Source organism: Cereibacter sphaeroides 2.4.1, assembly GCF_000012905.2.
In the GTDB taxonomy this organism is placed as follows: Bacteria; Pseudomonadota; Alphaproteobacteria; order Rhodobacterales; family Rhodobacteraceae; genus Cereibacter_A; species Cereibacter_A sphaeroides.
This window is the reverse complement of sequence record NC_007493.2, coordinates 1,363,916-1,380,413: the sequence shown is the minus strand read 5'-3', so window position 1 is coordinate 1,380,413 and position 16,498 is coordinate 1,363,916. Positions and strand designations below refer to the sequence as shown.

The following is a 16,498-nucleotide window of genomic DNA, read 5'->3' as shown; positions in this document are numbered from 1 at the left end:
CGGGAACCGCGCACCGTCAAGCGCCGGGACACACACCCCGACCCGGATCCCCGCGCCCGGCCCGTTCCTCCGCCAGGGCTCGCGCCGCCCCGTCGGCACGGCGCTTTCGAGGGTGGGCGGACTGTGAGGGGGAGCGCACGGCGTGCAGGACGAAAGTGCACTTCCATCGGACCGCTCGTCGCGCCCTCCACCGCGCAAGCAGAACAGCCGCTTCCGTGGAAACCGACTGACCTTGGCAGGGTCAACCGCCCCGCGCGCTCAGGCTTCGAGCTCTGCGTCCCAGTAGAGATAGTCGAGCCAGCTGTCGTGCAGATGGTTCGGCGGGAAGCGCTGGCCGTGGCGCTGCATCTCGGCCGGCGTGGGCTCGCGCGGGATGCGGGCAAGGCGCATCCCCGCCTGCTTCAGGGTCTTCGATCCCTTGTGCAGGTTGCAGGGCGAGCAGGCGGCCACGACGTTCTGCCAGCTCGTGACGCCGCCCCGGGCACGGGGCACCACATGGTCGAAGGTCAAGTCTCCCTTCGCGCCGCAATACTGGCAGCGGAATTCGTCCCTCAGGAAAAGATTGAAGCGCGTGAAGGCCACGCGCTTCTGGGGAGAGACGAATTCCTTCAGCACCACCACCGAGGGTATTCGGAGGGCAGCCCTCTGACTGCGCACCACCTGATCGTATTCGGCCACGATCGAGACCCGGTCGAGGAAGGCCGCCTTGATCGCCTCCTGCCACGGCCAGAGCGAGAGCGGGTAGTAGGACAGGGGCCGGTAGTCCGCGTTCAGCACGAGCGCGGGATAAGGTCTCAAGCCCGCGGGCTCTCGAACGAAGCTGGTCCTGAAATCGCCGTCCATCGTCGCAGTGACTCCTTCTCCGCCCTGTCTGCCGTTCGTCGGCACCAGAGCGGGGAACCCGCCCCGATGTGACAACTATATATGGCGTTCCCCTACAGGCAAGCCCCGCAAGCGGCCCACGCCCTGCCAGACCGTTGTCGCGGTCGCAGGTGACGAGGATGTGACGACTTTTTCGCCAGATGATGAAGAGGCAAGGGCGCGACCGGCGATCCGCCGGGCGGGAGCCGCTCTGGCCCGCCGCCCGGCGGATCGCGCGAGCGCCTCCGTCACCGCTCTGCCGGCGCGGGCAGGCGGCGCCCCGGCCCGCATCGTGCCGGGGTCTGCAGGAGCGTGGCGCGGGGCCTGCCTCGCGGCCTGCGAGAGCCATGGCAGCCGGAGGCTCATCGCCTGCGACCGGCCGAGAGACTTCCGGCAGAAGCGCCCCAACCCGTCCTTCGGGAAGCGTAGATCCGGCGCCTGCGGCCGGCTGCGGGTCTTCCGGCAGCAGCGCCGCGGGCCGTGCTTCGGACAGCGCAGGCGAAGCCCGCGGGTCAGTCCGGCAGACGCTCCTTCAGGAAGGCCAGCGCCACCGAAAGACCGTCGGGCGCGATGCCGTGGCCGGTGCCCTTCATCACATGGCCGTAGGTGGTGAAGCCCGCCTCGGCCAGCGCCTCGCCCGCAAGGCTCATGTCGGCGAAGGGCACCACCGGGTCGGCGTCGCCATGCACGAGGAGCACCGGCGGCTTCGACCGCGCCTCTTCGGCCAGCCGCTCCGGCGCGAGCAGACGGCCCGAGAAGCCCACGATGCCCGCGATCTCCTCGGCCCGGCGCGGCGCCACATGAAGCGCCATCATCGTGCCCTGCGAGAAGCCCACGAGCGCCAGCGCCTCGGGCGGCAGCCCCTCCTCGGCCAGCCGCTCGTCGAGGAAGGCGTCGAGATCCCGGGCGGCGGCGGCCATGCCTTCGGCGGCGGCGGTCTCCGAGGAGCCGTCGAGCCAGGGGATCGGAAACCACTGGAAGCCGAAGCCGTTGGCGCGGCAGGGCTCGGGCGCGTCGGGCGCCACGAAGGCCGTGCCGGGCAGGTGCGGCGCAAGCGGCTCGGCCAGACCCAAGAGATCCGCCCCGTCCGCGCCGTAGCCGTGGAGGAAGACGACGAGGCTCGTGGCCTCGCCCGGGGCCGCGCCTCGGCGGCCGAACGTCAGCTTGCGTGTCATGCGGTTCCTTCCCGTCCCTTGGCGTGCCGGTAATAGGCCCAGAGCAGCCGCGCCGCAACGCCCCGCCACGGGCTCCAGTCGGCGGCCATCGCGCGCAGGGCGCGCTCGGAGGGACGCACCTCGAGCTCGAAGAGAAGCCGCGCCGCCTCCTGCAGCGCCAGATCGCCCGCGCAGAGCACGTCGGCCCGGCCGAGCGAGGTCATGGCGTAAAGCTCGGCCGTCCAGCGGCCGATACCGGGAAGGGCGGTGAGGGTCGCCACCACCTCGGCATCCGGCAGCCGGGCGAGGCCCGCGTAATCCACCGTCGCAGCCGCCAGCGCGCGGATGTAGCGGATCTTCGCGGCCGAGAGCCCGCAGGCCCGCAGCGCCTCCTCGCCGGCCAGAAGCGCCGCCTCGGGATCGAGCAGTCCTGCCGCCTCCATGCGCATCCGCATGGCCGCGGCCGCGGAGGTCGAAACCTGCTGACCGAGGATGGCCCCCGCAAGCTCGGCGAAACCTTCGGGCCGCCGGCGGAGAGGCGGATCGCCGGTCAGCGCATGGGCCCGGGCGAAGCGCGGCTCGCGCTCAGCGAGACAGGCCACGCCCTCGGCGATGCAGTCCGGAGTGAGGAGGATGCGGCCGGTCATGGCCCTGCATCGCCCATCGCAGGCCCGCCGTCCAGCCCTGCCCTCCGTCAGCGCGGAGCGGGAACGGGCGCCGGACGGGGCCGCACCCGCGCCTGATTTCGCTGGACGCGGCAAGGCGCGGCACTCTAGGGAAGGGGCATGACCGACGCTTCCGCCCTGCCCGCCTCCGATGCCCGCGCCCGCCGCAATGTGATCGTCCTGGTGGCCGCGCAGGCTATCCTCGGCTCCCAGCTCTCGATGGTCTTCATCGTGGCCGGGCTGTCGGGCCAGACCCTCGCCTCGAACCCCTGCTGGGCCACGCTGCCGATCACCATGGCCGTCACCGGCTCGATGCTGTCGGCTACGCCGCTCTCGGCCATCATGCAGCGGTTCGGCCGCCGCGTGGGCTTTCTGGTGGGCGCGCTTGCGGGGGCTCTCGGCGCGGCCGTCTGTGCCGTGGCGCTGATGCAGGGCTCGTTCGCGCTCTTCCTCGCGGGCTCGCTCCTGACCGGCACCTACATGTCGGCGCAGGGCTTCTACCGCTTCGCCGCCGCCGATACCGCCTCCGAGACCTTCCGCCCCAAGGCGATTTCCTGGGTCATGGCGGGCGGTCTGCTCTCGGCGGTGATCGGCCCGCAGGTGGTCAAGCTGACCGCCGAGGCCATGGTGGTGCCCTTCCTCGGCACTTATCTCGCGGCGATCCTGCTCAATCTCTGCGGCGTGGCCCTCTTCGCCTTTCTCGACATTCCGCGCCCGACCCCGCCCGCTGCCGGCAGCCCCCGCGGCCGCAGCCGGCTCGAGCTGTTGCGCGAGCCGCGGATCGCGGTGGCGGTGATCTGCGCCACCGTGGCCTATGCGCTGATGAACCTCGTCATGACCTCCTCGCCGCTGGCGGTGGTGGGCTGCGGCTTCGCCACCTCGGACGCGGCCAACGTGGTCACGGCCCATGTGCTCGCCATGTATGGGCCGAGCTTCTTCACCGGCCATGTGATCGCGCGGTTCGGCGCGGAGAAGGTGATGGCGCTGGGCCTCGCCATCCTCGCAGGCTCGGGCGCGGTCGCCCTGTCGGGCGTCGAGCTCGGCCATTTCTTCGGCGCACTGGTGCTGCTCGGGGTCGGCTGGAACTTCGGCTTCATCGGCGCGACAGCACTTCTCGCCTCGGCCCATGCGCCGGAGGAACGCGGCCGCATCCAGGGGCTGAACGATCTGATCGTGTTCGGCGGCGTGGCCATGGCCTCGCTGGCCTCGGGCGGGCTCATGAACTGCTCGGGCGGCAGCGTGGAGGCGGGCTGGCAGGCGGTGAACCTGGCCATGCTGCCCTTCCTCGTGGCCGCCGGCGGCGCGCTGATCTGGCTCGCGCTGCGCCCAAAGGAGGCGTGAGGCTCAGATCCGGCCGGTGAAGGCCGCGCGGAGAAGCCGCCCGCGGCGCGCGAATTCCGACAGCTGCAAGCGGCCCGCCGCCACGCGCCCCGGCTCGTCCACGGCAAGCCGCAGCAGAGCGCCCGCCTGCCAGGCGGGCAGGAGCGCGGGCCGGGCGTCCCGCGGCAGCCGCACGCGGCGGCCGCTCTCCAGCCGGGACAGACCCGCGCGCGCAAGCGCCACCACCGCCTCCGGCCGCCCGTCGGGCAGCGGCTGACGGCCCCGCGCCTCGAGCTCGGGCACTGCCTGAAGCCAGGCCGCGAGCCCCGCGGCCCAGCCCACCGCCCGCACCGCCGTCTCGGCCGCCGCGGGCGCCCCCAGTGCCAGCGCCGAGGCCCACATGAGCCCGGCCGCCGTGGCCTCCAGATGAGCCGTGAAAGCCGCCTCATCCGCGAAAGGCTCGGCCCAGATGTCGTGCCGCCGCGCCTCGATCATCGCCTCGAGCAGCGGCACCGGCAGCGCCGCCTCGCGGATCAGCCCGGCCAGAGGCCCCGCCACCTCATGCGCCCGGCTCCTGCCCGCGGGCGCCTCCTCGACCACGTCGCGCCAGAACTGCAGGCGCATCTCGGCGATCATCGGCTCGCGCGTGACCCAGGGCGCGCGCGCCACCTCGAGGTTGAAGGCATAGAGCGGCCAGAGCCGCGCCCGCGCCGCAGGGGGCGCGGCCATCGCCGCCGCATGACGGTCCGGATCGCCCCGCTCGACCAGCGCCGCGCAGGCCTCGAGGCTCATGCGGCAGGCTCCGCGATCACCTGAAGATAGCCGTAGCTCGACCCGTGCCGGTGCCAGAGGTCGATCTCGGCCGCGCCCTGATCGAGCGCGTAGGAGAGGATCGGCTCGGCCTCCGCCCGCAGATGCGCGATCCGCGCGCCAAGCGGCCCGTAATAGGCCTCCCAGGCCGCGTCGGGCAGCCAGCGGTCGGCGAGGATGCGGAAGCCCGCCTCCTCGACCTGCGTGCGGATCCCCGCGCGGTCGCGCATCGCGGGATAGGTGGCCCAGAAGTCGCGCGCCTCGAGCGGCGGATTGTCGATCCGCCAGCCCAGCTCCGAGAAGACCACCCGGCCGCCCGGTTTCAGATGCGCCCGCCAGCCCGCGAGGGCCGCCGCGATCCCCACGCCTGAGATGGCGCCCGCGCACCAGATCAGGTCGAACATGCCCACCGGCTCGCGCATGTCGCCCGCCACGGCCTGCAGCCGCGCATCGACGCCGAGCCGCGCCGCGAGCTCGTCGATGTAGGGCCGGTGCAGATCCATCGCCACCACCTGCCCCTCGGGCACCGCGGCGAGCAGCGCCTCGACATCCGCCCCCGGCCCCGATCCTGCGTCGAGCACCCGCCCCGCCCGCGGCACGCGCGCGGCCTCGAGCGCCCAGGCGAGGCTTTCGGCATCGCCCGGGCCCTCGCGCTCGAGCCCCGAATGCAGGGTGAAGAAGGCCTCTTCCGGCGTCATCGGCTGTCCTCCTGCCGTGCATCGCGCACGAGCTTCCAGTTGATCGCGTCGAGCAGCGCCTCGAACGAGGCATCGACGATGTTGGGCGAGACCCCCACCGTCGACCAGCGCCGGCCCTGCCCGTCCTCGCTGTCGATGATGACGCGGGTCGCGGCCTCGGTGCCGCCCTGCGTGATCCGCACCTTGAAATCCACCAGCCGCATGTCGTCGATCACCGACTGCCAGCGGCCGAGATCCTTGGCCAGCGCCTTCGACAGCGCGTTCACCGGGCCGCGCTCGGTGCCGTTCTCGTCGAGGCTTTCCGAGACCGACAGCACGCGCTGCCCGTCGATCAGCACCACGACCACCGCTTCCGAGAGCGTCATGGTGCCCTCGCCCACCCGCCGCCGCTCGACGGTCACGCGGTAGCGCTTCACCTCGAAGAAGCTGGGCAGGAGGCCCAGCTCTCGCCGCGCCACCAGCTCGAAGCTCGCCTGCGCGGAATCGTAGGCATAGCCCTGATCCTCGCGCGCCTTGACCGTCTCGAGGATCCGGCCCAGCCGCGGATCGCCCGAAGGCACCTCGAGCCCCGCCTCGGCCAGCCGCGCCCGCAGGTTCGACTGCCCGGCCTGGTTCGACATGGGGATCACCCGCACGTTGCCCACCAGCGCGGGATCGACATGTTCGTAGGTGGCGGGATCCTTCAGGATCGCCGAGGCATGGAGCCCCGCCTTGTGCGCGAAGGCCGAGGCGCCGACATAGGCCGAGGCCCGGCGCGGCACCCGGTTCAGGATGTCGTCGAGCATCCGGCTCACCCGCACCATGCCGCTCAGGGCCTCGCGGTCGATCCCGGTCTCGAAGCGGCTGGCATAGGGCTCCTTCAGCAGGAAGGTGGGGATGAGCGTGGTGAGGTTCGCGTTGCCGCAGCGCTCGCCCAAGCCGTTCAGCGTGCCCTGCACCTGCCGCGCCCCGGCATCGACGGCCGCAAGCGTGGCCGCCACCGCGGTGCCCGTGTCGTCATGGGTGTGGATCCCCAGCCGGTCGCCGGGCACGCCCGCGGCGATGACCTCGGCCACGATGCGCCCCACCTCGGCGGGCAGCGTGCCGCCGTTCGTGTCGCAGAGCACCACCCAGCGCGCCCCCGCCCCGAGCGCCGCCTGCAGGCAATCCAGCGCATAGGCGGGATTGGCGCGGTAGCCGTCGAAGAAATGCTCGGCATCGAGGATCGCCTCGCGCCCCTTCGCCACGACATGCGCGACCGAGGCGCGGATCGCCTCGAGGTTCTCCTCGAGCGTCACGCCGAGCGCCGTCGTCACATGGAATTCGTGCGTCTTGCCGACGAGGCAGACCGTGTCCGTGCCCGCATCGAGCACCGCGGCCAGCACATCGTCATTCTCGGCCGAGCGGCCCGCGCGCTTGGTCATGCCGAAGGCCGTCACCCGCGCCCGGACGCGGGGCAAGGCCGCAAAGAACTCCGAGTCGGTCGGGTTGGCCCCCGGCCAGCCGCCCTCGATGTAATCCACCCCGAGCCGGTCGAGCGCCTCGGCGATCTGCCGCTTCTCGGGCGTCGAGAACTGCACGCCCTGCGTCTGCTGCCCGTCGCGCAGCGTCGTGTCATAGATCCAGAGCCGCTCCTTCACCGGCCCCGGCGCCGCCCCCTGCCCCGTCACGCGCTCCTGCCCTTCAGTCTGGTCCAAGTATCCTCGGGGGGTCCGGGGGGCAGACAGCCCCCCGGCTTCCGGCGCGCCCGGCACCTTCCGATCTCCTTCTTGCAAATCCGCCCGAGGCGCATCGCTCATAGCAGACCCTCCAGAGCGGAGACATCGACCCGGTCCGCGAGCTTCGCCAGTCCGCCGGTCACGCCGTTGGGCGACTTCTGCGCCCGCAGCTCCACCCCGAGGCGCATCGCGTCGGTCTTGAGACGGTCGGCCGTCTCGAAGTCCCCGGCGCGGCGGAGGGCCAGCCAGCGGTGCAGGAGGCCGATCGAGGTCTCGCGAGCCTGATCGGTGATCTCGCCCCAACCGATCACGCCCACGGTCGGCTGGTAATCGATGCCTTCCCGGAGGAACCGCCCGTCCAGCTCCTCGAACGCGTAGGGCCGCGCCCAGGGCTGGTGCCGGATCGCCTGCAGATCGACTCCCAGAAGATGCGCCGACCCGAGGAGGCCGGCTGCATCCTTCCGCTTGTAGAGATCGCTCAGGGCTGCAAGCGCGCCCGCCGTGTTGAGATCGTCGGACAATGGATCGACCACCTCGGCGCGAACCTCGCCGGGCGCCGCTCCCTCGACCATCTCCGCCCAGTTCCGCAGCGTCGTCTTCGCCTGTTCCGCCTTCTCGGCCGTCCAGTCCATCGGCCTGCCGTAATGCGTGCCGAGATAGACCATCCGGATCACCTCGCCCGGCCAGCCCTGATCGAGAAGATCCCGCACGGTGAAGAAGTTGCCGAGCGATTTCGACATCTTCCTGCCGTCCACCAGCAGCATCTCGTTGTGCATCCAGACCCTGGCGAAGCCGCCCTCGGGGTGGGCGCAGCAGCTCTGCGCGATCTCGTTCTCGTGGTGGGGGAACTGCAGGTCGATCCCGCCCGCATGGATGTCGAAGGTCGCGCCCAGAAGCTCGTAGGACATGGCCGAACATTCGATGTGCCAGCCGGGGCGGCCGCGGCCCCAGGGGCTGTCCCAGCCCGGAAGCTCGTCGTCCGACGGCTTCCAGAGCACGAAATCCATCGGGTCTTCCTTGAAGGGCGCGACTTCGACCCTCGCACCCGCGATCATGTCATCGACCGAGCGGCCCGAGAGCGCGCCATAGTCGCGGTAGCTGCGCACGCGGAAGAGAACATGCCCCTCGCGTTCGTAGGCGTGGCCCTTCGCGATCAGATCCTCGATCATCGCGATCATGGCGCCGATCCATTCGGTCGCCCGCGGCTCGTGCGTGGGCCGAAGCGCGCCGAGCGCATCCATGTCCTCGTGATACCAGCGGATCGTCTCGTCGGTGCGCTCACGGATCAGCGCCTCGAGGCTGCGCGGATCGCCCGCGTCCTTGCGCGCCAGCGCAGCCGCGTTGATCTTGTCGTCCACGTCGGTGAAGTTGCGCACATAGGTCACATGGCCTTCACCGTAGACGTGCCGCAGCAGCCGGAAGAGCACGTCGAACACCACGACCGGCCGGCCGTTGCCCAGATGCGCCCGGTCGTAGACCGTGGGCCCGCAGACATAGAGCCGGACGTTCTTGCGATCGATCGGCTCGAACGCCTCTTTCCGGCGGCTCTTCGTGTTGGTGAGGCGGATCTCGGTCATGGGTCCTCGCAGGCTCGGCTCGCCCGCGGGCTTCTCACATCACGACCTTGGAGGGAACGGAAAAGAGCAGCCCGCGACGTGGGTCAGCAGGTAATGATGCAGCCGATGATGGTGCAGATGCTCTTCATGTCCGAAGAGGTAGCATCCCCGGCGGCCGCGGGCAACGGATTCGCGGAGCCTCTGGACAGGGGCGCCACGCCGCCCCAGAGTTGGCCCATGGATCGCAGCACCGTCTCCCGCCTCTGCGCCGCCCTGCCGGGCGCCCTCCTCGACCATCCCTGGGACGAGGGACACGACGCCTGGAAGATCGGCGGCAAGATCTTTGCCCTCGTCGGAGCCTCCGGGCACGGGGTCACGGTGAAATGCCCCGATGTCGAGACGGCGGCGCTGCTGATCGAGACCGGGCGCGCCGAACGCGCGCCCTACATGCACCGGAGCTGGGTGCTCCTGCCCTTCGGGCCCGACCTCGCCGAGGACGAGGCGGAGCACCGCATTACCGTCTCCTACCGGCTGATCCGCGAGGCCTTGCCGCGCAGGATCCGCGAGACGCTCTAGCCGAAGGCCGCCGCAAGCGCCCAGAGGCCGAAGGCCAGCATGAGCGCACCCGAGGCGCGGGCGACCCAGGTCGCGAAGGCGCGCGGCAGATGGCGCTGCGCCAGGGCCACGCCGCCGGCGAGCAGGATCCACCAGAGCATCGAGCCCGCGAAGACACCCGCCACCACCGTCGCCCCGGAGGCGAGATCCGCCTCGCGCGCAAGGCCCAGCCCCGCGAAGATTGCGGCGAAGGAGAGGATCGTCGCGGGGTTGGCGAGCGTGAGCAGGAAGGTGGCGGCCAGCGTCGACCAAAGCCCGCGGGGCGCAGCCGCCGCCGCCGCCGCCGCGGGCGGCTCGGGCCTCAGCCCCTTCAGGCCCAGCCAGATCAGGAACAGCCCGCCGCCGAGGCCCAGCGGCAGCTGGATCCGGTCGAGGGCCGCGGCGAAGGCCGCAAAACCCGCGGCAGCCGCGGCGGCATAGCAGGCATCGGCCAGCGCCGTGCCGAGGCCGCCGGCCATCCCCGCCCGGAAACCATGCGCAAGCGTCCTCTGGATGCAGAGCGCGCCGATCGGACCGAGGGGCGCCGCGATGGCGAGCCCCATGAGAAGCGCCTTGAGAAAGAGCATCAGCGCCGCCCCCCGCTGCGGGCTGTCGGGCGCGGGTGGCGAGACCTGCGCTTCCCCGTCCTGCCCTCATCCGCCGAGGCGCACCGCAGCGCCGGCCCTGCCTTGAGCCCGATGCGCCGGAACGAGAGAGCCCGGCCAGCCCGCCCGCCTGCTCCGGCCGTCTCCGCCCCGACACTCCTGCCCCGCCGGCCGCCTTTCCACGCCGCGCGGCAGGTCACATCGGCCCCTCCCGGCCTCCCCTCGACCGCCGTCATCCGGGCCTGTTCTGCACGCCGACTCGCACGGCGAGGGGGAGCAGCCGAAGCAGGGCCAACGCGCCCGCTGTCACCGCCCCACGAGCAGGCGCCGCGCGGGCTTCCGTCGCAGGCGGCGCTCATCGGGGCACCCAGGGCGCGGACCGCACGGTCGAGAGGGCCAGCATGGTCTCGGAGCGCTCCAGCAGATCCTCGGACTTGAGCTCGGTCAGGAATGTCTCGACCCCCGCAAGATCGGCCACGCGCAGGTGGAGGAGATAGGACCAGACGCCGGTGACATGGTGGCATTCGACGATGCCCGGGTGGCTGGCCGCGAAGCTGCGGAAGGCCGCCTCCCGCGCATGCGGCACGGCGGCCCAGACCAGCGCCAACACGGGCAGCCCCAGCGCCTCGGGCGAGGCATCGAGCGTGAAGCGCCGGATGACGCCCTGCGCGACCAGCCGCCGGACGCGCTCGTTCACGGCCGAGGTCGACAGCCCCACCTGCCCCGCGACCTCCGTCAGCGGCTTCCTGGCATCCTCGGCCAGAAGGCCGATGATCTTCCCGTCCAGATCGTCCAACACCGTCATAGTGCCGCCAATAACGTGATTCTTCCGGCAATATAGCGGATTCAGACGGCGACGTCCGCAAAGATGGGGACAAGAGCACAATGTCGCAGATCGCGCACGCCTGCTGTCTCTCTGGCACAAGGGCGCATCGCCGGGCCGCGACCCGGACACCGCGAGGAGCCGTCCGATCCTGCGGACATGGAAAAAGGGCGCGGATCGCTCCGCGCCCTTTCCTGTGGTCAGGCCTGACGGCCTCAGAAGCGGAAGCCGACCTTCGCCTGCAGCGTGGTCGCGTCCACATCGACGCCCGAGTCGTCGAAGTCGTCCCAGGTGTGGCGCAGGAGTTCGGCGCCGACCGACCAACGGTCATTGACCATGTAGTCGTAGCCGATGCCGTAGACGTAGCCGTTGTCCGAGACGTCCGCACCGCCGATGCTGGCGTCAGCCCAGCTGCCGCCGGCCGTGGCGTAGAGCAGGCCTTTGCCCATCTTGCCGCCCGCCATCAGCTTCAGCGTGGTGACGTTGTCGAGCTCGCTGTCGGGGATGCCGTCGAGGTCGATGTTCGTCACGTCATAGGCCAGTTCGGCACCGACGACGGCGCGGCCGAAGTCGTAGCGGTAGCCGGCGTGCAGACCGCCGATGGCGCCGTTGCCGTCGAGGTCGTCGATGTTCGTGTCGACTTTGCCGTAGCCCAGTTGGCCACCAACGTAGAATCCGCTCCAGTCGGCAACGGGCGCGACCACGACGGGGGCGGGCACCGGCTCAACCACCGGTTCCGGGGCCACGGTCACCGGACCGCCGGCAAAGGCGGGAGCGGCAAGAAGGCCACCGAGCGCGAGCGCTACAATGCGTTTCATCTCTGTCTCCAATTAAGCTTCCGACGTCCGCACTGCTGCTTTTGCGGGGATGCCGGATCTCTCGTTGACGGTCTCGCGTCGCCGGGGATGACGACGCCTTCCGTGCACATGTCCTATTTCTCGGAAGGGGGGTTCGCCAGATCTGCTCACGAGGAGGTGATACGCGGAGAGTGCCATGCGCCAATTCCAGCGCAAGGCGGACAGGACATCGGCTAACCTTTGCTGGCCTTGTCTTCGAGCGTCAGCCACTCCTCTTCGGCCTGCGACAAAAGGGCCTGACGCTCCGCCATCGCCTCGCTGGCCTTCTGGAACTTGACCGGCTCGCGGGTGAAGAGGTCGTCGGCCGCGAGGAACTCCCCGAGCTTCGCGATCTCGGCCTCGAGCCGCTCGATGAGGCCCGGAAGCGCGTCGAGACGCTTGCGCTCGGTGAAGGTGAGGCCTTCCGAGAGCTTGCGCGCCTCGGGTTTCGGCGCGGCCTTCGGGGCCTCGCGCGAAGGCTCGGCCCGCGGCGGGGCCGCGGGCGCGGCATCGCCCCGCTGGGCCAGATGGTCGGTCCAGCCACCCGCATAGACGGTGGCGCGGCCCTGCCCCTCCAGCGCGACCGTGGTCGTGGCCACCCGGTCGATGAAGTCCCGGTCGTGGCTCACGAGAAGCACCGTGCCCTCGTAATCCCCGAGGATGTCCTGCAAAAGATCGAGCGTCTCGACGTCGAGATCGTTGGTCGGCTCGTCGAGGATCAGGAGGTTCGACTCGCGCGCCATGATCCGCGCGAGCAGAAGCCGCGCCTTCTCGCCGCCCGAAAGCGAGCGCACCGGCGCGCGGGCCTGCCGCTCGTCGAAGAGGAAGTCCTTGAGATAGCCCACCACATGCCGCGGCTGGCCGCGCACCAGCACCTGATCCTGCTGGCCCGAGACGCGCATGGCGGGATCGGTCGTCAGGCTGTCCCAGAGCGAGGCCTCGGGGTCGAGTTGGGCGCGGGTCTGATCGAACACCGCCACCTGCAGGTTGGTGCCGAGCGTCACGCTGCCCGCATCGGGCTCCATCTCGCCGGTGAGGAGTTTCAGGAGCGTCGTCTTGCCCACCCCGTTCGGTCCGACGAAGGCCACGCGGTCTCCGCGCAGCACGCGGAGCGAGAAATCCTTCACGATCGGTTGCCCGTCGAAAGCTTTCGTGATCCCCTTCGCCTCGATCACGCGCTTGCCCGAGGTGGTCCCCGCCTCGAATTCCAGCGCCGCCGTGCCCTGCCGGCGAATCTGCGACCGGCGTTCCTCACGCATCGCGGCCAGCGCCCGGAGCCTGCCCTGATTGCGCTTCCGACGCGCCGAGATCCCTTCGACCGCCCAGCGGGCCTCGGCCTTGATCTTGCGGTCGAGCTTGTGGCGCTGATCGTCCTCCTCGGCCCAGATCTGCTCGCGCCATTCCTCGAAGCCCTCGAACCCCGCCTCGCGGCGGCGCACCTGTCCGCGGTCGATCCAGAGCGTCGCGCGCGAGAGGGCGCGCAGGAAGGCGCGGTCGTGGCTGATGAGGACGAAGGCCGTGCGGGTCTCGGCCAACTGGGCCTCGAGCCACTGGATCGCCTGAATGTCGAGGTGGTTCGTGGGCTCGTCGAGCAGCATCAGTTCCGGCGCCTCGGCCATGAGCTTGGCCAGCGCCGCCCGCCGCCGTTCGCCGCCCGAGGCGGTGGCGACCGGGGTCTCGGGCCGGAACTTCAGCCCCTCCGCCGCCATCTCGACCCGGTATTCCTCGCCATGCGCGAGACCCGAGGCGGCATAATCGCCGAGCGTGGCGAAGGCCGACAGGTCGGGATCCTGCTCCATGTAGCCCACGGAGGTGCCCGCCGGCACCACGCGCTCGCCCCGGTCGGGCTCGACGAGGCCCGCCATGACCTTGAGAAGCGTGGACTTGCCCGAGCCGTTGCGGCCGACGAGGGCCACCCGGTCCTGCGGCTGGACGACGAGATCGAGCCCGTCGAAGATCGGCTCGCCGCCGAAGGTGAGGGAAATGCCGGAAAGCTGGAGAAGGGGTGCGCGTGCCATGCCCGTCCGCTACAGGGGGCCGCGCCCCGCGTCAACGTGTCCGCGGGCGGACCGCCGAGATGCCCCCTGCCCGATGCGACCCGCGGCAGGGACGGCGCGCTTCCGGCCGGCCGCTCGCGGCCCTCAGCCGGGCAGCACCGACAGGACCGAGCGCGCGGCGCGCAGGCCCGGCGGCTCGCCGCCCTGCCCCAGCCGCTCCATCGTGAGTTCCATGGCCGCCCCCTGCGCCGCGCGCTGGCCCGCGTCCTCGAGGAGCCCCAGCAGTGCAGGCGCAATCATCTCGGCCTTGCAGCGCGGCCCGAGGAATTCGGGGATCACGCGGCTGTCCGAGACGAGATTGACCAGCGTCACCGTGTCGATCCGCGCCATCCGCGTGATGAGCCACATCGACAGCGGGTTCATGTCGTAGGCGATCACCATGGGCGTGCCGTTCGCTGCAAGCTCGAGCGAGACGGTGCCCGAGGCCGCCAGCGCCACATCGGCGGCAGCGAAGGCCGCGCGCTTGCGCTCGGCCTCCTCGATCACCAGAGGATGCACGGGCCACCCCGCCACCAGCTCGCGCACGAGGCCCGCCACATGCGGCACGGTCGGCACGAGGGCGGTGAGCCCCGGATGGCGGTGGCGCAGCCGGGCCAGCACCTCGCCGAAGACCGGGGCGAGCCGCGTGACCTCGGACCTTCGCGAGCCCGGCAGCACGAGGATCGCGGGGCCCGTTCCCAGCCGCTCGCGCAGCGCCTGCACCTCGGCCTCGCTCGCCCGCGGCTCGGCCACGACCGGATGGCCCACGAAATCGCAGCTCATGCCCGCCGCCGTCATGTAGGGCGGCTCGAAGGGCAGCAGCGCCAGAACGTGATCGACATGCCGCGCCATCTTCGCCGCCCGGCCCGGCCGCCAGGCCCAGACCGAGGGGGCGACATAGTGGATGGTGCGGACGGAGGGCTTCGCCTGCTTCACCAGCGCCGCGACCCTCAGGCCGAAGTCCGGGCTGTCGATGGTCACCAGCGCCTCGGCGCCCGAACCGAGGCAGGCTTCGGCCGCCTCGCGCACCCGGCGGCGCAGGTGGAGATATTTCGGCAGGATCTCGGCCAGCCCCATGACGGAGAGTTCCTCCATCGGAAAGAGGCTCGAAAGCCCCCGGGCCTGCATCGCGGGGCCGCCCACGCCGGCGAACTCCATCCCCGGCGCAAGCTCGGAGAGCCCCGCCATGAGCGCGCCGCCGAGGCGGTCGCCGGAGGGCTCGCCCGCGATCAGGAAGAGTTTCATGGCTCCCTCGCCCAGAGGAAGAGGCCCGCCTCCTCGGCCGCGCGCACCGCCTCGGCCCGGTCGAGGAGGATCACGCCCCCCGCCTCCCAGACAAGGCCCGCAAGGCCTGCCGCGGCCGCACGCGCCACGGTGGCGGGCCCCAGCGTCGGCAGGTCGATGCGCCGATCCTGCCCCGGCTTCGGCGCCTTGTAGAGCACGCCCCGCGCGCCCGCAGGATCGGGCCGCCGCGCGGTCGCGGCCACCCAGTCGAGCATCGCATCCGTGCCGGGCAGCGCCTCTACCGCGAGGCAGAGGCCCTGCGCCACCACCGCGCCCTGACCAACGTCGACCCGGCCCACCGCCTCGACGATGGCCGCCGCGCGGGCTGCATCGCGCCGGTCGCCCTCGCTCGGCGCGCCCCAGAGGATGCCTGCGTCCGGCACGAGATCCGGCGCGATCTCGGCCACGCCCGCCACCGAGAAGCCCTCTTCCTCGAAGATGCCGATCACGGCGCGGAGCGTGGCATCGTCGCCCGCCTGCATGGCGCCGATCAGCCGCGGCACCATCTGCGCGGTCAGCGGATCGAAGAGCGAGGGATCGAGCCGCGGCCGGCTGACCGCGCCCGCAAAGACCAGCCGCGCGACGCGGGCTTCCTCGAGCGCGCGCAGGAAGGGCACCAGCCGCTCGACGCGGAAGGTGATGTCGGGCGCGAGCCCTTCGGGCGGAAATCCTTCGAGCGCGGCCACCAGCGGGGCCTCGCCCGCGCTCCGCAATGCCTCGGCCAGATGGCGCGGCAGGGCGCCCGACCCGGCGATGATCGCGGTCGCGGCCCGGGTCATTGCGGCGTCAGGAACGAGCGGTCGGTCGCGGCGAGGATGAAGTCGGTCATCTCGCGGACATGGGAGCTTTCGGTCTCGTCGGCCAGACGCCGGGCCCGGTCGAGGAAGGTGCCCTCGCCCTGCGCGAGCATCTGATAGGCCGCGCGGAGCGCCGTGATCTCGGCCCGGCTTACGCCGCGGCGCTTCAGCCCGACGAGGTTCAGCCCGTCGAGTTCCCCCCGCGGCGCCTGCACGAGCCCGTGCGGCAGCACATCGTTCGTCACCATCGTGACCGCGCCGATGATCGCGCCGCGGCCCACGCGCACCCACTGGTGCACGCCTGAGAGCCCGCCCACGATCACATCGTCGCCGAGCCAGCAATGGCCCGCGATGGCGGCCTGATTGGCGAGGATCACCCGGTTGCCGAGTGTCGCGTCATGACCCACATGGGCGCCCGTCATCAACAAGCAGTCATCCCCCACCCGCGTCACCCCGCCGCCGCCCTCGGTGCCGAGGTTCAGCGTCGCGCCCTCGCGGATGCGGCAGCGCGCGCCCACGAAGAGACGCGTGCGCTCGCCCCGGTATTTCAGGTCCTGCGGCACCTCGCCCACGACGGCGAAGGGGAAGATCACCGTCTCGGCGCCGATCTCGGTCCAGCCGGTCACGACGGCATGGCTCTTGACCACGACGCCGGGGCCGAGCGTCACCTCGGGCCCGATCACCGCGAAGGGGCCGATGCTGCAGCCCTCGCCGATGACCGCGCCCGGCTCCACGATGGCGGAGGGATGGATCTCTGCCATT

General features: G+C 71.4%; 16 protein-coding genes. 2 read left to right on the top strand and 14 right to left on the bottom strand.

Annotated elements, in window-relative coordinates:
* Positions 1–258: 258 nt before the first annotated feature.
* The 3 genes from RSP_RS06710 to RSP_RS06700 form a co-directional block, all read right to left on the bottom strand.
* Entirely contained in the window at positions 259–843 is a 585-nt protein-coding gene (locus RSP_RS06710) for an HNH endonuclease (RefSeq protein WP_011337695.1), read from the bottom strand.
* Positions 844–1,373: 530 nt separating this feature from the next.
* On the bottom strand, positions 1,374–2,036 hold the full coding sequence (locus RSP_RS06705) for an alpha/beta hydrolase (RefSeq protein WP_011337694.1): 663 nt from the start codon (positions 2,034–2,036) through the stop codon (positions 1,374–1,376).
* Entirely contained in the window at positions 2,033–2,662 is a 630-nt protein-coding gene (locus tag RSP_RS06700; protein WP_011337693.1) for a DNA-3-methyladenine glycosylase family protein, read from the bottom strand. The genes RSP_RS06705 and RSP_RS06700 overlap by 4 nt, the downstream gene beginning before the upstream one ends.
* Before the next feature lie 138 nt (positions 2,663–2,800).
* On the opposite strand from RSP_RS06700, the gene RSP_RS06695 reads away from it, so the two are divergent.
* Positions 2,801–4,021, top strand: coding sequence for an MFS transporter (locus RSP_RS06695; protein WP_011337692.1), 1,221 nt, complete (start codon positions 2,801–2,803; stop codon positions 4,019–4,021).
* A gap of 3 nt (positions 4,022–4,024) precedes the next feature.
* On the opposite strand, the gene RSP_RS06690 is transcribed toward RSP_RS06695, so the two are convergent.
* The 4 genes from RSP_RS06690 to cysS form a co-directional block, all read right to left on the bottom strand.
* The gene (locus RSP_RS06690; protein ID WP_011337691.1) at positions 4,025–4,792 is read right to left on the bottom strand and encodes a squalene/phytoene synthase family protein; all 768 of its coding nucleotides are present in this window, start codon (positions 4,790–4,792) and stop codon (positions 4,025–4,027) included.
* A complete protein-coding gene (locus tag RSP_RS06685) occupies positions 4,789–5,508 on the bottom strand; it encodes a class I SAM-dependent methyltransferase (protein WP_011337690.1) in 720 nt (239 codons plus the stop codon). Before RSP_RS06685 ends, RSP_RS06690 begins: the two co-directional genes overlap by 4 nt.
* On the bottom strand, positions 5,505–7,157 hold the full coding sequence (gene cimA, locus RSP_RS06680) for a citramalate synthase (protein WP_011337689.1): 1,653 nt from the start codon (positions 7,155–7,157) through the stop codon (positions 5,505–5,507). Before cimA ends, RSP_RS06685 begins: the two co-directional genes overlap by 4 nt.
* A 125-nt stretch (positions 7,158–7,282) precedes the next feature.
* The gene (gene cysS / locus RSP_RS06675; protein ID WP_011337688.1) at positions 7,283–8,782 is read right to left on the bottom strand and encodes a cysteine--tRNA ligase; all 1,500 of its coding nucleotides are present in this window, start codon (positions 8,780–8,782) and stop codon (positions 7,283–7,285) included.
* Positions 8,783–8,998: 216 nt separating this feature from the next.
* On the opposite strand from cysS, the gene RSP_RS06670 reads away from it, so the two are divergent.
* Positions 8,999–9,337, top strand: a complete 339-nt coding sequence (locus RSP_RS06670) for an MmcQ/YjbR family DNA-binding protein (RefSeq protein WP_011337687.1) — start codon at positions 8,999–9,001, stop codon at positions 9,335–9,337.
* Here the strand turns inward: RSP_RS06670 and RSP_RS06665 are convergent.
* From RSP_RS06665 to lpxA, 7 genes are all read right to left on the bottom strand, one after another.
* Positions 9,334–9,942 carry a LysE family transporter gene (locus RSP_RS06665; RefSeq protein WP_011337686.1) on the bottom strand — a complete coding sequence of 203 codons (609 nt, stop codon included), beginning with the start codon at positions 9,940–9,942 and terminating at the stop codon, positions 9,334–9,336. The two genes, RSP_RS06670 and RSP_RS06665, sit on opposite strands and share 4 nt — an antisense overlap.
* A gap of 373 nt (positions 9,943–10,315) precedes the next feature.
* Positions 10,316–10,765: an Lrp/AsnC family transcriptional regulator gene (locus RSP_RS06660; protein ID WP_011337685.1), complete on the bottom strand. Its 450-nt coding sequence runs from the start codon at positions 10,763–10,765 to the stop codon at positions 10,316–10,318.
* 233 nt (positions 10,766–10,998) lie between these two features.
* Entirely contained in the window at positions 10,999–11,601 is a 603-nt protein-coding gene (locus RSP_RS06655) for an outer membrane protein (RefSeq protein ID WP_011337684.1), read from the bottom strand.
* A 212-nt stretch (positions 11,602–11,813) separates the two neighbouring features.
* Positions 11,814–13,637 carry an ABC-F family ATP-binding cassette domain-containing protein gene (locus RSP_RS06650; RefSeq protein ID WP_011337683.1) on the bottom strand — a complete coding sequence of 608 codons (1,824 nt, stop codon included), beginning with the start codon at positions 13,635–13,637 and terminating at the stop codon, positions 11,814–11,816.
* 123 nt (positions 13,638–13,760) lie between these two features.
* Positions 13,761–14,900, bottom strand: coding sequence for a lipid-A-disaccharide synthase (gene lpxB / locus RSP_RS06645; RefSeq protein WP_011337682.1), 1,140 nt, complete (start codon positions 14,898–14,900; stop codon positions 13,761–13,763).
* On the bottom strand, positions 14,897–15,718 hold the full coding sequence (locus RSP_RS06640) for an LpxI family protein (RefSeq protein WP_011337681.1): 822 nt from the start codon (positions 15,716–15,718) through the stop codon (positions 14,897–14,899). The genes lpxB and RSP_RS06640 overlap by 4 nt, the downstream gene beginning before the upstream one ends.
* A complete protein-coding gene (gene lpxA / locus RSP_RS06635; protein ID WP_002719865.1) occupies positions 15,715–16,497 on the bottom strand; it encodes an acyl-ACP--UDP-N-acetylglucosamine O-acyltransferase in 783 nt (260 codons plus the stop codon). The genes RSP_RS06640 and lpxA overlap by 4 nt, the downstream gene beginning before the upstream one ends.
* Between the last annotated feature and the right edge of the window lies 1 nt (position 16,498).

What these genes read in the sequence shown, in the direction of transcription:
- RSP_RS06650 (WP_011337683.1), bottom strand. Translation starts at nt 13,637, where the DNA reads ATGGCACGCGCACCCCTTCTCCAGCTTTCCGGCATTTCCCTCACCTTC.
- RSP_RS06660 (WP_011337685.1), bottom strand. Translation starts at nt 10,765, where the DNA reads ATGACGGTGTTGGACGATCTGGACGGGAAGATCATCGGCCTTCTGGCC.
- RSP_RS06665 (WP_011337686.1), bottom strand. Translation starts at nt 9,942, where the DNA reads ATGCTCTTTCTCAAGGCGCTTCTCATGGGGCTCGCCATCGCGGCGCCC.
- lpxB (WP_011337682.1), bottom strand. Translation starts at nt 14,900, where the DNA reads ATGAAACTCTTCCTGATCGCGGGCGAGCCCTCCGGCGACCGCCTCGGC.
- RSP_RS06685 (WP_011337690.1), bottom strand. Translation starts at nt 5,508, where the DNA reads ATGACGCCGGAAGAGGCCTTCTTCACCCTGCATTCGGGGCTCGAGCGC.
- RSP_RS06655 (WP_011337684.1), bottom strand. Translation starts at nt 11,601, where the DNA reads ATGAAACGCATTGTAGCGCTCGCGCTCGGTGGCCTTCTTGCCGCTCCC.
- RSP_RS06695 (WP_011337692.1), top strand. Translation starts at nt 2,801, where the DNA reads ATGACCGACGCTTCCGCCCTGCCCGCCTCCGATGCCCGCGCCCGCCGC.
- cysS (WP_011337688.1), bottom strand. Translation starts at nt 8,782, where the DNA reads ATGACCGAGATCCGCCTCACCAACACGAAGAGCCGCCGGAAAGAGGCG.
- RSP_RS06690 (WP_011337691.1), bottom strand. Translation starts at nt 4,792, where the DNA reads ATGAGCCTCGAGGCCTGCGCGGCGCTGGTCGAGCGGGGCGATCCGGAC.
- RSP_RS06670 (WP_011337687.1), top strand. Translation starts at nt 8,999, where the DNA reads ATGGATCGCAGCACCGTCTCCCGCCTCTGCGCCGCCCTGCCGGGCGCC.
- RSP_RS06700 (WP_011337693.1), bottom strand. Translation starts at nt 2,662, where the DNA reads ATGACCGGCCGCATCCTCCTCACTCCGGACTGCATCGCCGAGGGCGTG.
- lpxA (WP_002719865.1), bottom strand. Translation starts at nt 16,497, where the DNA reads ATGGCAGAGATCCATCCCTCCGCCATCGTGGAGCCGGGCGCGGTCATC.
- RSP_RS06710 (WP_011337695.1), bottom strand. Translation starts at nt 843, where the DNA reads ATGGACGGCGATTTCAGGACCAGCTTCGTTCGAGAGCCCGCGGGCTTG.
- RSP_RS06640 (WP_011337681.1), bottom strand. Translation starts at nt 15,718, where the DNA reads ATGACCCGGGCCGCGACCGCGATCATCGCCGGGTCGGGCGCCCTGCCG.
- RSP_RS06705 (WP_011337694.1), bottom strand. Translation starts at nt 2,036, where the DNA reads ATGACACGCAAGCTGACGTTCGGCCGCCGAGGCGCGGCCCCGGGCGAG.